Here is a 17,257-nt window from a genome sequence, read left to right on the forward strand (position 1 = left end):
CCACTGGCGCGCTCAATCCAAAGAGTTGGCGCCAGGGGTAACCATGGCCGTGATCGTCGCGATCACGGCCAAATTTCTTGCAGAACACTATGGAACGCCCGCGATGCTGCTGGCGTTGCTGCTTGGGATCGCCGTGAATTTCCTGGGCCAGGAAGGCCGTACTGTGCCCGGCGTTGCCTTTGGCGCACGGTCGCTGTTGCGCCTCGGGGTCGCCTTTCTGGGCGCACGCATCAGCTTTGATCTGATGATGGGCCTTGGCCCAAGCGTTATCCTTCTCGTCGTTGCCGGGGTCGTGGCCACTATTGCCTTCGGTCTCGCGGTCTCGCGTTTCTTTGGTCACGCATGGCGCTTTGCCTTCCTGACCGCCGGATCAGTTGCCATCTGCGGTGCCTCCGCAGCCATGGCCATCTCCGCGATCCTGCCGCGGGACGAGCGCTCAGAGGAACGCCTGATCTTCACCGTGATGGGCGTCACGATCCTGTCGACCCTCGCCATGATCCTCTATCCCATCGCAGTCAGCGCGCTGGACCTTTCCGAAGTACAGGGCGGGGTTTTCCTTGGCGGCACCATTCATGACGTCGCGCAGGTGGTCGGCGCCGGTTTCACCATTTCGGAAACCACCGGTGACACGGCCACGCTGGTCAAACTGATCCGGGTTGCCATGCTTGCCCCGGTCGTGCTTGTCGCGTCGCTCCTCATCCGGCGCTTCGCGACCCTGCCAAGTGGTGAAAACTCGCCGCCGATCCTGCCGGGGTTCGTGATCGGGTTCCTTGTGCTGGCGTGTCTCAACACCCTGCACCTCGTCCCCGCCTTCGTCGTGGATATCCTCTCCACCGCCTCCCGCTGGCTCCTGCTGACGGCAATAGCAGCGGTCGGCATGAAGACAGACATCAAGCAACTTCTGAAAGTGGGCGGCGCGGCCATCGCGCTCCTGAGTTTTGAAACGCTCTTTATCGCCCTCTTCATCCTCGCCGGGATCAAGCTGCTAAGCTGATCCCGACAGGGGCAACCTTACCTGCGCGGCTTGCTCTTCCAGGTGTCGAGCCAGCGGCGCAGGCGGCCCCGCTTTTCGGCAAGGTTGTCGCCCGCCGCTTCAAGGCTCTCGTTCACATCCTCCAGCACCGGATCGATCCGCGCCTCGCGGAACCTGCGCCAGCGCACGTAAACCGCCCAGGCCACCGCGGCAAACAGGGTCAGGATAATGATGTTGAGCCAGGGAATGATCCGCACATCCGGCCCCGCGACGGCCTTTACACCCACCGCGTTGGGATAGATCGACAGGAACTCGTTGCGCCAGCCATAGTGCTTGATCGCCACCCAGTTCGGCGCCTCCTTGGTGGATTTCAGATCGGTCGCCTCGGCCTGAAGGTTCGCGGTGTCGAACTTGAAATACGGCGGCCAGCTCCAGCCAGTATCCTCGTTGCGATAGACCATCGGGCGCTCGTTCTCATAGAACGCCTGGATGAAGAACACGTCGCGGTTCACCGTGCCCGTGGCATTGCCGGCATCCGGCGAGGACCAGAAGATCGAGTTCTCGCCAAAGTCGATCCGCTTTTCATAGGTGTCGGCGATCCGGACAATATCGTTCTGCGGAAGCGTGTAGTGGAAGAACCCCGCCACGAAGACCCAGAACAGCCCCCAGAAAACCCATTTTACATAGACCATACCCTCGGCCCCCTTAGTGGAAATTCGTGAAATAGATCAAGGCGATCACAATGCAGACCGGCACCACATAGACGCCAAGGATCAGCTTGCGGCGCAAAGACCCGTCATAGTCCTCAAGACCGGCCCGGACAAAGGCATCCCGGTCGCCGGTCATGCCCTCTTCCTCCCATTCCGCCTCGAGCTTTCCCCGCCGCACGGCGCGGGAATAGAACGACAGGCAGACATAGATCACCGTCAGGACGATGAAACCGATCACGCTCAGGCGCAGCAGTGCAAACATCTTCTACCTCCTTACCGCGCCCCAGGGGCCAACACGCTGGATCAGGTCCTCGCGCGGTGGCTGTGGCGGGGTGTCCATCGGGGCATCATGCCCGAAAAGCGCCGCCCGCGCACCGGCCTTGTCCGCTTGATACTCGCGGTCGAGGAAATCCGCCACATAGGATTTCTTGGTCTCGCTCCACGTCGCATAGAGACGGTAGAAGACCTCCTTGTGACAGATGAACAGCTGCCGCACGTCCTTGGGCGCAAGCTCCGACAACAGCATGTTCACCAGATCCTGCTGCGGCCTGTCTGCGGCACGCAGCGTATAGAAATAGGCCGGATGATCCGAGGTGATGCGCGGCCACGGCCCACCGCTCTCGGCCCAGTTCAGCAACTGCCGCAGCCCGTGATACTCGGCCGGCAACTGGTCGGCGTGGTTGCGCGCCAAGGCGCGAATGTCCCGCCGTGTCGCCCCCGTCAGGTCCACACCCGCCTCCTGCGCCGCGTCAACCACGATGAAATCCATCTTCTGTCGCAGGATTGCCCCTGCATCAATGCCCCGCGCCTTCACGATCGGCTCGACCAGATCGTTCAGCTCAAGGAACCGCGCAATCCGGTTGCGCTCGGAAAAATCGAACCGGTGCTTGATCGGCAGCGCCCCAAGCGCCGCCGTGTCCTGCCGGGCAATCAGCGCCGGATGCTCGACCCCGCGAAACAGGTAGAGCCCGCCGAAATGCGCCGTCCAGAAATCCTCCTGCCCGAATTCCGCATGACGCAGCCGCACCGGGTTGCGGGTCACGTCTCCGGTACGTTTGGCCAGACCGATCATCTCGGCGATCAGCACATCATCGAACCAGGCGTCCTCCTCGTCCTTGAACCGGTCTACCATCCGGCCAAGCTGTTCGGCGTCGCGCAGCGTGCCCTCGGTGGTATCGGCCTCGACCACCACCTTGCGGATATCAAAAAGCCGCTCCGGCGCGCTGACCGAAAAGACCGAGTTCACCAGCTCCCCCGCCACCGCATCCCGCGCGGTCAGGGCAAACAATTGCGGCTCGTTGTCGGTGATGAACTGCTTCAGGATCTCGCGACTGGTCGAGAACTTGGCATTCAGCAACGGCGCATGTCGCTGTTCCGTGGTCAACAGGATGAACTGCCGGTTACAGCCCCCGTGGTTGAGGTAGAGATGATCCTCCAGCTCGTCACCGATCTCGGGGCTATAGCCCGAGATGTCGATGTGGAAATCCTCCAGCCCCGTGCGCTTGCCCGTCAGATGCTCCAACGCCCGGTTATAGCGTTCCACCAGCACCGGCGAAGACACCTCGATCAGGTTCCCAAACATCAGGCCGCGTTCAATCAGTCGGTGCATCCGCTTTCCCTTTTCCTACTTTCCACCCCAACAGCGTCGCTGGAAACGCCAATAAACTCATCAGCAGGAATTGCATCCCCGCATAGTCCAAATGCTGCCGCAGCGATGCTTGACCATCCCGAGGGTCCAGGAAATCTGCTGCCATCCAGCTAAGAAGGATCGCAATCACACCAACGGTTACCACGTACTCGAGAAGCACACTTTTAAAACGCCTATCATGCGTCCGAGCGCGGAGCGCCAGAAAGCCTCCGATGGGTGCTCCCAGCAGCATAGGCACAAAAAGAGCGATCAAACCGATCATGCAGTACTCCCAATTCGCCCGGCGCTTGCCGCCAGGCAGCGCCCGACCGCCCACATCAAACCTTTGGTTTGTCTCGGACAAAACGGCGGGCGCTTCTCGCCCACCCGCGGTCTGGCACTGCCCTGATGTTGCACTTCACACATCAGGATTTCCCCTCCAGATACCGCCGCTTGGCCTCTTCCTGGCGCTCATAGTCGCGCACCATATTCTCAATCGCCACCTCGTCCGACTTGTCCGCATAGCGGAACTCGGAATCCGCGTAGCGGTTGATCTCCTGCACCACCATCTCCACCGTGATCGGCACCCGCAGCGCCCCGATCATGTCCTTCTTGCGCTCATAGGGCTGGAACAGGAACAGCTCCGGGTTCTCCATCCACTCATCCGGCAGCTCAAAGTCCATCGCCCGCACCTTCACGGCGTCGGTGATGTTCTTGATCGCCCGCCCGGTAAAACGCGGGTCGGCCTCCTGTATGCCCTTGAGATAGGCGCCCAGCTTGGCAATCGTGTCCAGTTCACCCACCTCGCCCGACACCCTGTCAAAGACGTTCATCAGCCCCACCTCCTGCGGCCGCCCATGCGCCTCGAAGGATTTTGCAACCGCCTTCTGGATCGCCTGCGCCTCGAACAGGTCATGGCTACCCAGCGGGATGTCATGGTTCTTGCCCATCAAAAGCGCGAGAATGTCGATATAGTCTTCGCGTGTCTGCGGACCATCCACGAGAAACCGCGCCCCGGCCCGCTGGCGCAGGGCATCGTCCACGTTTTCGGGATAGTTCGAGAACATGCCAAAGGTACAGTTGCCGCGCACCACCGTATTGGCCCCGGCAAAGGCCTCCATGAAGACCGCGGTCACCTCCTGCTGCCCCGCCGAAGACTGTCTGTCCCCGCGCTTGCCTGCGATCTGGTCGATGTCGTCAATGGTGCCAAAACCGATCACCTGCGGGTCAAGCACGTTCTGAACAAAGGCCTTGGCATTCTGGCCCGACTTGCCCTGATAGCTGTCGATATTGTCGATGCCAAAGTTCTGATAGCGGAACGGATAACCCGCCGCGCCACAGTAGTCGTTGATCAGCCCGGCCATCATCTGGATCAGCGTCGTCTTGCCCGTGCCCGGCGCGCCATCCCCCATGAAGGTAAAGATGAACCCGCCCATCTCGGCAAAGGGGTTGAGGCGGCGATCGAAATCAAAGGCCATCAGCATCTTGGCCAACTTCATAGCCTGGTACTTGGCGATATGATTGCCCACCACCTCGTTGGGCTTTTTGAAACTCATGGTCAGGGTCGATCCCTTGCCCGCCCGCGCCGGGGTGAACCCGTTCAGCGTGAGGTCATCCGCCTCCACCCGCCAGCTCGCTCCCTCGAAGGCCCCAAGCCCCCCGGCATTCTGCGCCCGCAGGGTCACCTTTTCCATCACCTGCTCGGCAAAGGCACAGACACAGGCCACCAGCCGCGCCTCATCCGTCACCAATGCCGCGATATCCTGATCCAGCTCCCACAACAGCCCGTGCAACGCCAGCTGGGCATTGTCGGTCAGAACCTCCTCGACCTCGCCCACCTCGACCGAGACCTCGCCAAGGTAGGGGGCCAGAAGAAACGCCGTGGCATTGGCAAAGACATGCGCCACCACCAGCGCCTCGGCAGTCAGCAACTCCGAAAACGCCGCCTTGCGATCCGCGCCCAGCGCGCCGGCAAGGTTGTCGCGTTTCATGTCATCCAGCCCCGAGGCCTCCGACACGTTCTCCCCCACGGCCAGCGCGATGGCCAGCGCCCGGCGCAACCCGCTCATCACATTGGCCTGCACCGGCGACACCAGCGGGTCTTCCCCATCCGCCGCCTCGATCCGGTTGATCAGATGCACCCCTTCGGGCCGCGCAGTCGAACGCGTCACCAGCCCCGGTGTGGTCGACCGGAACCGCCGCCGCGTGGCCAGCCCGCTTGAGCGTTCCGGCGCCGCCATCTCGCGCCCCTTGGCTATCCGCGGCGTGTGGTCAAACCCGTCCAGCATCCCCACCGCCGCATCGTAATGCTTGCGAATATCCTCTTCGCGCAGCTCCATCAGGTCACTTGTCAGGCTCATCTCTCACTCCACAAAATTCCGCTCGGCATCTCTTCAATGCACCAAAAATACTCGCGCCGCAGGCATGGCGGCGCAGCCGCCCCTCAATAGCGCAGCACCCGCCCCTGCGGGCTCACCACATATTTCGTCACCGCCCCAAACCCCGGCGGGTTCAGCTCTTCCAGCACCTGAAACGGGCGCTGCGGCATGATGATACTGCGCTCGGTCCGCGTCGCGCCGGTGTCCACCCCGCGCCCCGAGAAGGGATCAAGCGCAAACACCTCGCGCTCCACGGTCGAGAACCACCCCGCCCGCTCTTCGCGCACGCTTTCGCTTTCCAGATCCTCAACCGTCCAGGCCAGGGTCCAGTCCTCGCCCGCCGGGGCCCGCGCAGTCTCGAGCACATCCCGGATCGGCCCCTTCTGGCGGGTAAAGGCCGAGGAATACATCGGCCCCACGTGATACCGCTTAAGCCGCTTGGGATGCAGATCGTCGAAACTCTCGTCAAACCCCTTGGCAATCGTCACCAGTTTCAATCCCCCTAGGCTCTGCCCCATCAGGTGCGCCTGCGCCTCGGGCCAGCGCCGCTCGTCCTTGGGCAGCGCCGTGCGGCCGCTGTCCTCGACCTCCATGAGATAGAGCGTCGGCAGGTTGATCTGGCTGTCATAGACCGCCCAATGTACCAGATAGCGACGCCGCCGTTCGCCCATAGTTTCCAGCCAAAGCGCCTCCGGATGGTTCTGTGCCCAGAACAGCTCGCCGCGCATCAGCTCTTCATAATAAAGCCGCTGCGACAGCGCGAATTGCAGCTTGGTCGGAATCTCGCGCTCGCCGATGATCTTGCGCAGCATCTGGTCCTTCAGCGCCGCATCATCCGGCATGTTGCGCAAATGGCTGTCGGCCTGCTGTGCATCATTGGCCATGACCAGCAACTCGTTGAACACCGGAAAGCCGCTTTCGACCTCGTCCATCTGCAACGAGCCAAAGAAACGCCCGGTCTCGCGCCCGACCAGCAGGTACTTCATGGCCAGCGCCTTGAAGGTAAAGGACAGCTGCACGAGATAGCGGGTCAGAACCTTGACCTCGGTCCCGCCCAAGCGCCCCTCCGCCGCCTGCGCCGCCGCCACCTGCGTCAGGTGCCCGGTGATCTTCTCGAACTTCTTGAAGTACCGCCGCGACGCATAGGTGTCGCGCAGGGCCTTATGGTCCGCGGTTTGGGTCTCAGTCATTTTGGGTCACCGTTTTACCCTAGCATCATCCAGAATCCCCGGTTCGCTTGCGAACCGGATCGCGCCCGACCCCGCCCCCCAGGGCGGGTGCGATTTTGAAACGGCCATGCCAAGCACGTCCGCCAAACAATCATGGCAGGCAACCACCAAGCAGACAGCCGCCCTCGGTGCCGGGCGCGATCCTGTGTTGATCACGCGCTCTTACGCCCCGTAAAGGTTCTTGTCGTGCTTCTCGACGATCTTCTGGAACCGGCGGGCAAAGCGTTCATCCGCCTTGGCCTTGGCCTCCAGCACGTCACGGGCAAAGACCATGTGGCCCTCGTGCGCCTCGAGCATGTCCGCCATCCGCTGGTTTGTCGCCGTGCCAATCGCCGCCATCGAGGCCTGCGCCTCCTTGTCGGTCTCCACGCCGATCTCGTTGATCCTGTGCGCCACATCCTGCTGCTGCGCCGTCTTCAATGACTTGGTCAGCGCATCATACAGCACAACCCGCTGCTTGGTGTCTGTCTGCAACTTGTTGATCAGCACCATCTGCGTCGCCGCCTGGTTCTGCAACGAGTCGACCCAGGTCTTGCCCTTCTCGATATAGCGCTCCAGCGTCTGGCTCTTGGCGAGCTTCACCTGCTCCTGCTGCACCAGCTCGTTATAGGCCTTGTTCAGGTCCGCCAGCTCGGTCTCCAGCTTGGTACGGGCCGCCGCATCCTGTTCCACCGCGATCTTGTTCTCGACCTCGATGATCTTCGGGTCCATGCCAAGAATCTCGGCCCGCAGGCTTTCCAGCTCACCCACCGTCATCTCGCGCTCGTCCAGCGTCTCGGTCAGGTTCGCCTCCACCTTTTCCTTCTGCTCGGTCAGCACGTTCAGCTGGCCTTCCAGAAGGTTGGTAATCACGTCCGACTTGGCAATCAGGTCCTGCAGCTTGTCGTCGATATTGGCGGTTTTCATCCGCTCCTGACGCATGCTCTCGGATTTGCCACGGCTGAAGATGCCGACAAAACTCTCCCAGCCGGTCTTGTCGCGCATCGCGTCGAAGTCCTTGGAAAAGGCCGCGGTCACGTCATCCAGCCCCATGATCAGCTCGGCGATGTTGGCATTCATCACGTCGGTATGGGCGTGCACGTCATCCAGCGTCGCATTCTCGATGTCGATGGAAATGTCGTCACCGGTTTTCATCTTCGCCCGCGCGGTTTCGATCCGGCTGGTCAACTCGGCGATCTTGGCCTGCGCCGCCGCCACCTGTTCCTGGGATTCGCGCACTTGTGATTCAAAATTTGCCATGAAACTCTCCCTTGTTCTCAATTAGTTGAGACGGATATGGGGAGTGTTAATCAGATTTACATCCACCCCGATCCGCATTTGCCAAAAGTGTTGCAAATGCGCACTGCAAAGGAAAGGGATTGTTGGGTTTTGGGGGCGTAGCCTATGCCGCAGACTGCAGGTTCTTGCGCAACTTGCGCAGGGACCCAAGCAATACGCGCAACTCTTCCATGTCCATGCCCGTTGCCTCGATCAGGCAGGTCTCGATCCCCTTGACCCTACTACGCAGGGCCCTGCCCTCAGACGTCAGAGAAACGCGGACGCGGCGCTCATCTTCCGGATCGCGCACACGCGTAACAAGACCTGCTTTCTCAAGTCGCTTCAACAGCGGGGTCAGGGTGTTCGACTCCAACCCAAGGCGTTTGCCGATGGCGCTCACGATCTGCCCATCCTCCTGCCACAACAGCAGCATTACAAGGAACTGCGGGTAGGTCAGGTTCATGTCCTTCAACATCCCCTTGTAGAGCCGCGTAAAGGCATGCTCGGTGTTGTAGACTTCGAAACAGATCATCTCGTCCAGTATGTCGCGTGTCCCGGTCATGGCAGCTCCTTTCAGTGCCTTAAATAAATCGCACACGACCAAATCGCAACTATTGACGAATCGTGCACGACATTTTACATCGCTCACAATTAAATCGCACACGATATAAATGGAGACACCCATGCTTGCCCAAACTCTCTACACCACCTCCGCAACGGCAACCGGCGGTCGCGAAGGCCGTGCCGTATCGCAGGATGGCCTGCTGGACGTCGCGCTCTCCACTCCCAAGGAACTGGGCGGCGCAGGCGGTGAAGGCACCAACCCCGAACAGATGTTCGCTGCCGGCTATGCGGCGTGCTTCCTGTCGGCACTCAAGTTCATCGCGATGCAGCAAAAAATCGCCCTACCCTCGGATGCAGAGGTCACGACATCGGTCGGCATCGGCCCGCGCAAGGACGAGCCCGGCTTTGCCCTCGAGGTTGGCCTCAAGGTCGCCCTGCCCGGCGTTGATCGCGACGTGGCGGAAAAACTTGTTGCTCTCGCGCATGAAACCTGCCCCTACAGCAACGCCACCCGCGGTGCGTTGGACATCACGCCGGTATTGGCCTGATCCACGGCCAATGCTCTCCCGGGGCCCGCGACATGCGGGCCTCTGAATCATCTTCCCCGCCTCCCTCGTCGATGCTATATCTACGCCTCGAGCACACGGCGATGGCGTCGCCGGAGAGCGCGTTTGCTCTTGCCGCATTTCATGTTCCTGTACGCCGGGACTTTCAATCGGGAGATTGAAGGCCCCGCTGCCCTCTCCCGCAGAACAGGAGAGCGTTCATGGCCTGGTCGCCGGACAAAACCGAAGTCAAAAGCTGGAACGAATGGGACACGCTGCGCCACGTGATCGTGGGGCGTGCCGATGATTGCCACATCCCGCCGGAAGAACCCGCACTCGATGCAAAAGTGCCGGAAGACAGCGACATGCGCGGCCAATGGGGCCGCCGCCCGCAGGAAACCATCGACCGCGCCAACGAACTGCTCGACGGCTTTGCCGATCAGCTGCGCAAACGCGGCATCCGCGTCGACCGCCCGACACCGATCGACCATTCGCTGCCCGCCACCACCCCAGATTTTCACACCGACAGCCAGTTCGGCTGCATGCCGCCGCGCGACGTGCTGCTGACCGTCGGCCACGAAATCCTCGAAGCCACCATGTCCTACCGCTGCCGCTGGTTCGAATACCTGAACTACCGCCCGCTCATGCAGCAATACTGGGACGAAGACCCGAACTTCCGCCACGAGGCCGCCCCCAAGCCGCGCCTGACAGACGCGGATTATCACCCCGACTACCTGTCCGAGAAAATCGGCGTGGCGCAGCGCCTGAAATGGGCCGAAGAGAAATTCTTTGTCACCACCGAGGAAGAACCGCTTTTTGATGCTGCCGACGTGCTGCGTTTCGGCAAGGACCTGGTGGTGCAACACGGCTTTACCACCAACCTCAAGGGCATCGAATGGCTGCGCCGTCACTTCCCGGAGCACCGCGTGCACACGGTGAACTTCCCCGGCGATCCCTACCCGATCCACATCGACGCCACCTTTACCCCGCTGCGCCCGGGTCTGATCCTGAACAACCCGCAACGCCGCCTGCCGGAAGAACAGCGCGAGATGTTCAACAGGAACGGCTGGGAAATCGTCGACTCGGCCCAGCCCGCCCACAACACCCCGCCGCCGCTGTGCTATTCCTCGACCTGGCTGTCGATGAACGTGCTGGTGCTTGATCCGAAAACCGTCTGTGTTGAAAAGTCCGAAGTCTACCAGGCCGAACAGATGGACAAGCTGGGCATGGAAGTGGTCGAAGTCGACCTGCGCGACGCCTATGCCTTTGGCGGCGGCCTGCACTGCTGTACCGCCGATGTCTACCGCGACGGCGACTGCGAGGATTACTTCCCCAAGCAGTAAGCCACGGATAGTCACAAACACGCAAAAGCCGCGCCCCCCGGACGCGGCTTTTTTCGATCCCCTCAACGCATAGCGTGCAAGAAAATTCGAATTTTCTTGCCAAGGGTTTTCGAAAACCCTTGGCCCGTTCCGTCAGCCGACGACGTTGAACGCTGGCCCGTAAGGGTAGCCGGTGATGTTCTCGTTGCCGTCTTCGGTGATCACCAGGATGTCATGCTCTCGGTAGCCACCTGCCCCCGGTTTGCCGTCGGCAATGGTCAGCATCGGCTCCATCGAGATCACCATGCCCGGCTCAAGCACCGTGTCGATGTCTTCACGCAGTTCCAGACCGGCCTCGCGTCCGTAGTAGTGCGACAGCACACCAAACGAGTGGCCATAGCCAAAGGTGCGATACTGAAGCATGTCACGCTCGGCAAAGAACGCGTTGATCTTGTGGGTGATCTCGGCACAGCTCGCCCCCGGCTTCAGCAGGGAAATACCCAGCTCGTGCGCGCCGACATTGGCTTCCCAATAGCGCAGGCTCGCCTCATCCACCTCTTTCACGAACATGGTCCGCTCCAGCGCAGTGTAATAGCCAGAGATCATCGGGAAGGTGTTCAGCGACAGGATATCACCCCGTTCAAGAACGCGCCCCGTCACCGGGTTATGCGCCCCGTCGGTGTTGATGCCCGACTGGAACCAGACCCAGGTGTCGCGATATTCGGCATCCGGGAACCGCTTGGCGATCTCCAGCTCCATCGCGTCGCGGCCCGCCATTGCCACGTCGATCTCGCGCACACCTTCCTTGACGGCATCGCGGATCGCATAGCCACCCACGTCGGCCACCGCCGCGCCTGCGCGGATCATCTCGATTTCGGCCGCCGACTTATGCATACGCTGCCGCATGGTGGCTTCATACAGGTCCACGGTCTTCGACGGCGACAGGAAGGCGTCGAGCTTGGCTTTCTGCATCAGGCTCAGGTGGTCACCCTCATAACCGATCACACGACCCGAGCCGGAAACGCTCTCGATTGCCCGCCAGTAGTTGTCGCGCTGCCAGTCGGTATAGGTGATGTTGTCGCCATAGCAACGGCGCCACGGCTGACCGGCATCAATCCCCGCCGAGATGGTAACACAGGCGCTCTCGGTCACGACAAGCGCATAGGGCCGCCCAAAAGCGCAATAGGTGAAGCCCGAGTAATAGGAAATGTTGTGCATCGACGAAAACACCGCCGCGTCGACACCCTGTTCGGCCATGATCTTGCGCAGGCCCGCGACACGCGCCGCGTATTCGTCATCGGAAAACTGCAAACCGGCCTTTTCTCCGTTGTGGAAACGATAGAAATCCGGGCGTGCAGCCGCCGCATCAAGATCTTGGTAACGAGGAATAGCAGTCATTTTGACCTCCAGTTCAGAGCGCGTCGGGCATCAGGCCCTCTTTTGACGCGCGTGCTTTCAAAAGAGGTCCCGGCGTTCAGGACTGGATGGATAAGCGCGCTTGCTTGGGCACCTTGGCCGGCAAACGTGGCGACGCCATCGCCATTTGCTTGCTGACGATCCTCCCAGAACCAGAGCCTCCCCTCAAGTCCATTCCCGCCAAAGGCAGGTCGCATTTGAACCATCTCTCTTGCACCAGCCAGCCCAGCCGCTAGGGTCGGCCCCATGCCAAGGGGAGAGGCGACATGCAGACAGGACCGCGCAATCTCATCACCGATGTGTCCGGCCTCAGGGTCGGCAATGCCTCGGACGCAACCGTCAAGACGGGTGTCACCGTGCTTGTCGCGGATCAGCCGTTCACCGCGGGCCTTCATGTCATGGGCGGCGCACCGGGAACCCGCGAATCCGATCTCCTCGCGCCGGACAAGACCGTGCAACAGGTGGATGCCCTTGTCCTGTCCGGCGGCTCTGCCTTTGGGCTGGATGCCGCCTCCGGCGTTGCAGACGCGCTGCGCACGCAGGGCCGCGGCTTTGCCGTTGGCGATCAGACCGTCCCCATCGTCCCCGGCGCGATCCTCTTCGACCTCCTGAACGGTGGCGACAAAAGCTGGACGGAAAACCCCTACAAACACCTTGGCGCAGCGGCGCTTGCCGCGGCCCGCACCGATTTCGACATCGGCACCCAGGGCGCGGGCTTTGGCGCAACGCTTGCCACGCGCAAGGGTGGGCTTGGCTCTGCCTCGATGCTGCTGCCCTCCGGCCATACCGTCGGCGCACTCGTGGCCGTAAACGCGCTAGGAGACGCCACCGTGGATGACACCCATTTCTGGGCCGCCCCTTTCGAAATCGGGGACGAGTTCGGCGGCCACGGCCCCGCGCCCTCTGCGCTGACCCACCTGCCGCCCACCAAACTGGCCAGCCACAACACCAATACGACCATCGCCATTGTCGCCACCGATGCCACGCTGGACCAAAGCCAGTGCACCCGCATGGCCACCGCCGCGCACGACGGTATGGCCCGCGCCCTTGTCCCGTCGCACACCCCGATGGATGGCGATCTCGTCTTCGCGGTCTCAACGTCGGACAAGCCGCTGATAAATCCGGTCGAGGATACGCTGTGGCTCGGCCATGCCGCCGCCACCTGCCTTGCCCGTGCCATCGCGCGTGCGGTCTATCAAGCAACGCCTCACCCGGGCGATACGCTCCCCTGCTACCGCTAGACCGGCAGGGCCGTGGTCTTGAAAACCGTCCGCAAGGCAAACGAGGATTGCATCTGCGCCACGCCGGGCAACCGCGCAAGATACTGGCGGTGGATACGCGCGAAATCATCCGTGTTCTCGGCCACGACCTTGAGAATATAATCCGCCGACCCCGCCATCAGGTGACACTCCAGCACATCCGGAATACGCGACACCGCCTTCTCGAAAGCATCCAGCACCTCATCCGCCTGACCGGACAGCGTGATCTCGACAAACACCGTCGCGGGCACGTTCATCTTGCGCGCATCCAAAAGGGCCACATAATCGCGAATATACCCCTCGTTCTCAAGCCGCTGCACCCGTCGGTGACAGGCAGATTGCGACAGGTTCACCTCGTCCGAAAGCTCGGCATTAGAAATACGGCCGCGTTTCTGAAGCACCCCGAGAATCCGACGATCCGTTTGATCAAGAGACATTTGACGACACCTTTTTGCGCTTTCTCCTCCTATAGTCGAAGATTCTTCGAAATGCACGTTTATAAACTGCTCAAATATGCAGCACATTTCAAACGACTCTCTCCACACTGATGGAAAGTGCAGATGTGGAGGACGCGCAAATGAAAATCGGATGCCCAACCGAAATCAAACCCCAGGAATTCCGTGTCGGGATGACCCCCGACGCCGCCCGCGAGGCCGTCAACAACGGTCATGACGTGGTGATCCAGAAAGGTGCCGGCATGGGTGCCGGCTTTACCGACGAGGACTATGTCGCCGCCGGTGCCGTGATCATCGACACCGCAGAGGAAATCTTCGCCACCGCCGACATGATCGTGAAGGTCAAGGAACCGCAGGCCGTCGAACGCAAGATGCTGCGCGAAGACCAGCTGCTGTTCACCTACCTGCACCTCGCCCCAGATCCGGACCAGACCCACGACCTGCTCGAGTCCGGCTGTACCGCAATCGCCTATGAAACCGTGACCGACGATCGCGGCGGCCTGCCGCTGCTGGCACCGATGTCGGAAGTCGCCGGTCGTCTGGCGCCCCAGGTCGGCAGCTGGACCCTGCAAAAGGCCAACGGCGGCCGTGGCGTCCTGATGGGCGGCGTGCCCGGCGTGGCCCCGGCCAAGGTGGTTGTCATCGGTGGCGGTGTTGTCGGCACCCACGCCGCCAAGGTTGCCGCAGGCATGGGCGCGGATGTCACCATCCTCGACCGCTCGCTGGCGCGTCTGAAGTATCTCGACGACGTGTTCGGCCGCGAGTTCAAGAACCAGTACTCGACCGCCGGTGCCACCGCAGAGCTGGTCCGCGAGGCCGACATGGTGATCGGTGCAGTCCTGATCCCTGGCGCCGCCGCCCCGAAACTGGTCTCGCGCGCGCAGCTGTCCGACATGAAACCCGGCGCAGTGCTGGTAGACGTCGCCATCGACCAGGGCGGCTGCTTTGAAACCTCGAAGGCCACCACGCACGCAGACCCGATCTACGAAGTCGACGGCATCATGCACTACTGCGTTGCCAACATGCCCGGCGCTGTGGCCCGCACCTCGACCCAGGCCCTCGGCAACGCGACCCTGCCGTTCATGCTGAACCTCGCCAACAAGGGCTGGAAACAGGCCTGCGCCGACGATCCGCACCTGCTGAACGGTCTGAACGTCCACGCTGGCAAGCTGACCTACTACGCCGTTGGCGAAGCACTCGGGCTCGACGTGATCTCGCCCAGCCTGGTTATCAAATAACCTCGCTCGGCCATCTTCGGCGGACTTCCTCCTCTCTCTCCGCCGAAAAAGAAAGCGCCCCCAACCGGGGGCGCTTTTTTGTTCCGTCAGAAAGCCGTGCGTTCACCCGGCCTTCTTGATCTCCACCGTATGCGGATAGGGGATCGAAATGCCGCCACGGTCAAAGGCCTCTTTCACCGTCTTGGTCAGGGCAAACTTCACATCCCAGTAATCCGCCGCCGCGCACCAGACGCGGACGGTGATATCCACCGAACTGTCGCCAAGGTTGGTGACACGCATCCACGGCTCGGGATCACCCGACACGCGCGTATCGGCATCCACCTGGGCACGGATGATCTCCATCGCCTTGTCCGCATCATCGCCATAGTCGATGCCGAACACCAGATCGACACGACGGGTGTCATGCGCCGAATAGTTGGTGATGATCGCGCCCCAGGCCTGCCCGTTCGGCACGATGATCTGGATGTTGTCCGGCGTCACCAATTCGGTCACGAAGAGGTTCAATTCCTTCACCGTGCCCGACGTCCCGCCGATATCCACGTATTGGCCGATCTTGTAGGGCCGGAACAGGATCAGCATGAACCCCGCCGCCAGATCGCTCAGCGTGCCCTGCAGCGCCAGACCAATGGCCAGCGTCGCCGCGCCCATCATCGCCACAAGCGAGGTCGCCTCGATCCCGAACAGGCCAAGCACGGCCACCAGAACCATCAGCAGGATCACCCAGCGGATGATCGACGCCGCGAAATTGCCCAGCGTATCGTCGATCTCGGGGTTGGCGTTCACCTTGCGGCGGATAAACCCGCTCACCAGCCCAGACACCATCCAGCCGATGATGATAACAACCAGCGCCTTTGCGGCCGCAACAACCAGCGGGGCATACCCGTTGGCCTGTTCAATCAACTGTTCCATTCAGTCGCTCCTTGAAACAAAAACTGTTCCTCCCAAAAATTTGGGCCCTCGCGTCTCCGCAAGGACCCATACCCGTGCCATTTTGCACAGTTACTTGTTCAGCGCATCCCGAATTTCGAGAAGCACATCCAACTCGCTCGGCCCGGCGGGGGCCTCCTCTGCCGGGGCCTCCTCTTCCTTCTTGGCCGCGGCTTCCTTCACCTTGTTCACGTAACGCACAAGCATGAAGACCACGAAGGCGATGATCAGGAAATTGATGACCGCCATGATAAAGGCCCCGTAGGCAAACACCGCAGCCCCCGCTTCGCGCGCCGCGTCAAGGCTGGCACCAGCGGCCACCTCGCCCGACAACACAACATAAAGGTTGGTGAAATCCACCCCGCCAAGGAACAGCCCGACAAACGGGTTGATCAGATCCCCGACCATCGACTTGACGATCGCCGTAAAGGCCGCGCCGATGATGATCCCGACGGCCATGTCCATCACATTGCCCTTGGCAATGAAATCCTTGAATTCCTGAAGCACGATACTCTCCCTTTTCCTGTCCCGCGCGCGCTTTGTCTCTGCGCTGACGCAGAGTACCATGTTGCTCATCGCACGGATATGGGCGTGGTATGATGGGAAAAAGCACTTATCTTTCCCACAAAGCCAACGAGGAGACGCACCATGAGCTTTGTGACCGATCACCCGATCAACGGGAAATATCCGGCCGAAAACCCCGACATCCTGCAACTCTATGCCTTCCCCACACCCAACGGCGTCAAGGTGTCGATCATGCTCGAAGAGATCGGCCTGCCCTACGAGGCGCATTTGGTGGGCCTCTCGGATGCCGAGGTCAAAAGCCCCGAGTTTCTGGCCCTGAACCCCAACAACAAGATCCCCGCGATCCTCGATCCCAATGGCCCCGACGGCGAACCGGTCGCCCTGTTCGAAAGCGGCGCCATCCTGATCTACCTCGCCGAGAAATCCGGCCAGCTGATCGGCAAGACCGCCGCCGAAAAGGCGCAGGTGATCCAGTGGCTGATGTTCCAGATGGGCGGCGTCGGCCCGATGTTCGGCCAGCTTGGTTTCTTCTACAAATTCGCCGGTGCGGACATCGAAGACCCGCGCCCCCGCGAGCGCTACATCAACGAAGCCAAACGCCTGCTGAACGTGGTGAACCAGCAACTTGAAGGCCAGGACTGGATCGCCGGAGACTATTCCATCGCCGACATCGCACTGGCCCCGTGGCTCGGTGCGCTGGATTTCTACGGCGCAACCGAAGTCGTGGGCCTGTCCGAGTTCCCCAATGTGACGGCCTACATCGACCGCTTCATGGCACGCCCCGCCGTCCAAAAAGGCCGCAACACACCGCCGCGGCCCTGACCCGCGCTAC

18 protein-coding genes are annotated in these 17,257 nt (G+C 61.4%); 6 read left to right on the forward strand and 12 right to left on the reverse strand.

Annotation, left to right across the window (positions count from 1 at the left end; translation table 11 throughout):
- Nucleotides 1–43 precede the first annotated feature (43 nt).
- Nucleotides 44–994 (forward strand): YeiH family protein, encoded by a 951-nt coding sequence (locus NNA36_RS02015; RefSeq protein ID WP_255103746.1) that lies wholly within the window; start codon nt 44–46, stop codon nt 992–994.
- A gap of 17 nt (nt 995–1,011) precedes the next feature.
- Here NNA36_RS02015 and NNA36_RS02020 read toward each other — a convergent pair whose 3' ends face one another.
- The 8 genes from NNA36_RS02020 to NNA36_RS02055 all read right to left on the reverse strand — a co-directional run bounded on the left by NNA36_RS02020 (nt 1,012) and on the right by NNA36_RS02055 (nt 8,736).
- Nucleotides 1,012–1,665: a DUF1523 family protein gene (locus tag NNA36_RS02020; protein ID WP_255103747.1), complete on the reverse strand. Its 654-nt coding sequence runs from the start codon at nt 1,663–1,665 to the stop codon at nt 1,012–1,014.
- A 13-nt stretch (nt 1,666–1,678) separates the two neighbouring features.
- Nucleotides 1,679–1,945 carry a hypothetical protein gene (locus NNA36_RS02025; protein ID WP_255103749.1) on the reverse strand — a complete coding sequence of 89 codons (267 nt, stop codon included), beginning with the start codon at nt 1,943–1,945 and terminating at the stop codon, nt 1,679–1,681.
- 3 nt (nt 1,946–1,948) lie between these two features.
- Nucleotides 1,949–3,292 carry a DUF6638 family protein gene (locus NNA36_RS02030; protein ID WP_255103751.1) on the reverse strand — a complete coding sequence of 448 codons (1,344 nt, stop codon included), beginning with the start codon at nt 3,290–3,292 and terminating at the stop codon, nt 1,949–1,951.
- Entirely contained in the window at nt 3,276–3,593 is a 318-nt protein-coding gene (locus NNA36_RS02035; protein WP_255103753.1) for a hypothetical protein, read from the reverse strand. The genes NNA36_RS02030 and NNA36_RS02035 overlap by 17 nt, the downstream gene beginning before the upstream one ends.
- A 142-nt stretch (nt 3,594–3,735) precedes the next feature.
- Nucleotides 3,736–5,670: an ATP-binding protein gene (locus NNA36_RS02040; protein WP_255103755.1), complete on the reverse strand. Its 1,935-nt coding sequence runs from the start codon at nt 5,668–5,670 to the stop codon at nt 3,736–3,738.
- An 83-nt stretch (nt 5,671–5,753) separates the two neighbouring features.
- On the reverse strand, nt 5,754–6,878 hold the full coding sequence (locus tag NNA36_RS02045; RefSeq protein WP_255103757.1) for a hypothetical protein: 1,125 nt from the start codon (nt 6,876–6,878) through the stop codon (nt 5,754–5,756).
- A 201-nt stretch (nt 6,879–7,079) separates the two neighbouring features.
- Nucleotides 7,080–8,156: a hypothetical protein gene (locus NNA36_RS02050; protein ID WP_255103758.1), complete on the reverse strand. Its 1,077-nt coding sequence runs from the start codon at nt 8,154–8,156 to the stop codon at nt 7,080–7,082.
- A 142-nt stretch (nt 8,157–8,298) separates the two neighbouring features.
- Nucleotides 8,299–8,736 (reverse strand): MarR family winged helix-turn-helix transcriptional regulator, encoded by a 438-nt coding sequence (locus tag NNA36_RS02055; RefSeq protein ID WP_255103760.1) that lies wholly within the window; start codon nt 8,734–8,736, stop codon nt 8,299–8,301.
- A 121-nt stretch (nt 8,737–8,857) separates the two neighbouring features.
- Here NNA36_RS02055 and NNA36_RS02060 point away from each other — a divergent pair, with 121 nt between their 5' ends.
- Entirely contained in the window at nt 8,858–9,286 is a 429-nt protein-coding gene (locus tag NNA36_RS02060) for an organic hydroperoxide resistance protein (RefSeq protein ID WP_303623608.1), read from the forward strand.
- Between the two features lie 218 nt (nt 9,287–9,504).
- On the forward strand, nt 9,505–10,626 hold the full coding sequence (locus NNA36_RS02065; protein ID WP_255103763.1) for a serine/threonine protein kinase: 1,122 nt from the start codon (nt 9,505–9,507) through the stop codon (nt 10,624–10,626).
- Between the two features lie 132 nt (nt 10,627–10,758).
- On the opposite strand, the gene NNA36_RS02070 is transcribed toward NNA36_RS02065, so the two are convergent.
- Nucleotides 10,759–12,003 (reverse strand): aminopeptidase P family protein, encoded by a 1,245-nt coding sequence (locus NNA36_RS02070; protein WP_255103765.1) that lies wholly within the window; start codon nt 12,001–12,003, stop codon nt 10,759–10,761.
- Nucleotides 12,004–12,287: 284 nt separating this feature from the next.
- Here NNA36_RS02070 and NNA36_RS02075 point away from each other — a divergent pair, with 284 nt between their 5' ends.
- Nucleotides 12,288–13,262, forward strand: a complete 975-nt coding sequence (locus tag NNA36_RS02075) for a P1 family peptidase (protein ID WP_255103766.1) — start codon at nt 12,288–12,290, stop codon at nt 13,260–13,262.
- Here the strand turns inward: NNA36_RS02075 and NNA36_RS02080 are convergent.
- Entirely contained in the window at nt 13,259–13,717 is a 459-nt protein-coding gene (locus NNA36_RS02080; RefSeq protein ID WP_255103768.1) for an Lrp/AsnC family transcriptional regulator, read from the reverse strand. The two genes, NNA36_RS02075 and NNA36_RS02080, sit on opposite strands and share 4 nt — an antisense overlap.
- A gap of 140 nt (nt 13,718–13,857) precedes the next feature.
- On the opposite strand from NNA36_RS02080, the gene ald reads away from it, so the two are divergent.
- A complete protein-coding gene (gene ald / locus NNA36_RS02085; protein ID WP_255103769.1) occupies nt 13,858–14,973 on the forward strand; it encodes an alanine dehydrogenase in 1,116 nt (371 codons plus the stop codon).
- Nucleotides 14,974–15,075: 102 nt separating this feature from the next.
- Here the strand turns inward: ald and NNA36_RS02090 are convergent, their stop codons facing one another.
- Nucleotides 15,076–15,882: a mechanosensitive ion channel family protein gene (locus NNA36_RS02090; protein ID WP_255103771.1), complete on the reverse strand. Its 807-nt coding sequence runs from the start codon at nt 15,880–15,882 to the stop codon at nt 15,076–15,078.
- Nucleotides 15,883–15,972: 90 nt separating this feature from the next.
- Nucleotides 15,973–16,407, reverse strand: coding sequence for a large conductance mechanosensitive channel protein MscL (gene mscL, locus NNA36_RS02095; RefSeq protein WP_255103772.1), 435 nt, complete (start codon nt 16,405–16,407; stop codon nt 15,973–15,975).
- A gap of 141 nt (nt 16,408–16,548) precedes the next feature.
- Here mscL and NNA36_RS02100 point away from each other — a divergent pair, with 141 nt between their 5' ends.
- Nucleotides 16,549–17,247, forward strand: coding sequence for a glutathione S-transferase family protein (locus tag NNA36_RS02100; protein WP_255103774.1), 699 nt, complete (start codon nt 16,549–16,551; stop codon nt 17,245–17,247).
- The last annotated feature ends 10 nt before the right edge of the window (nt 17,248–17,257 follow it).

The sequence above is a fragment of the Shimia sp. CNT1-13L.2 genome (assembly GCF_024331145.1).
In the GTDB taxonomy this organism is placed as follows: Bacteria; Pseudomonadota; Alphaproteobacteria; order Rhodobacterales; family Rhodobacteraceae; genus Shimia.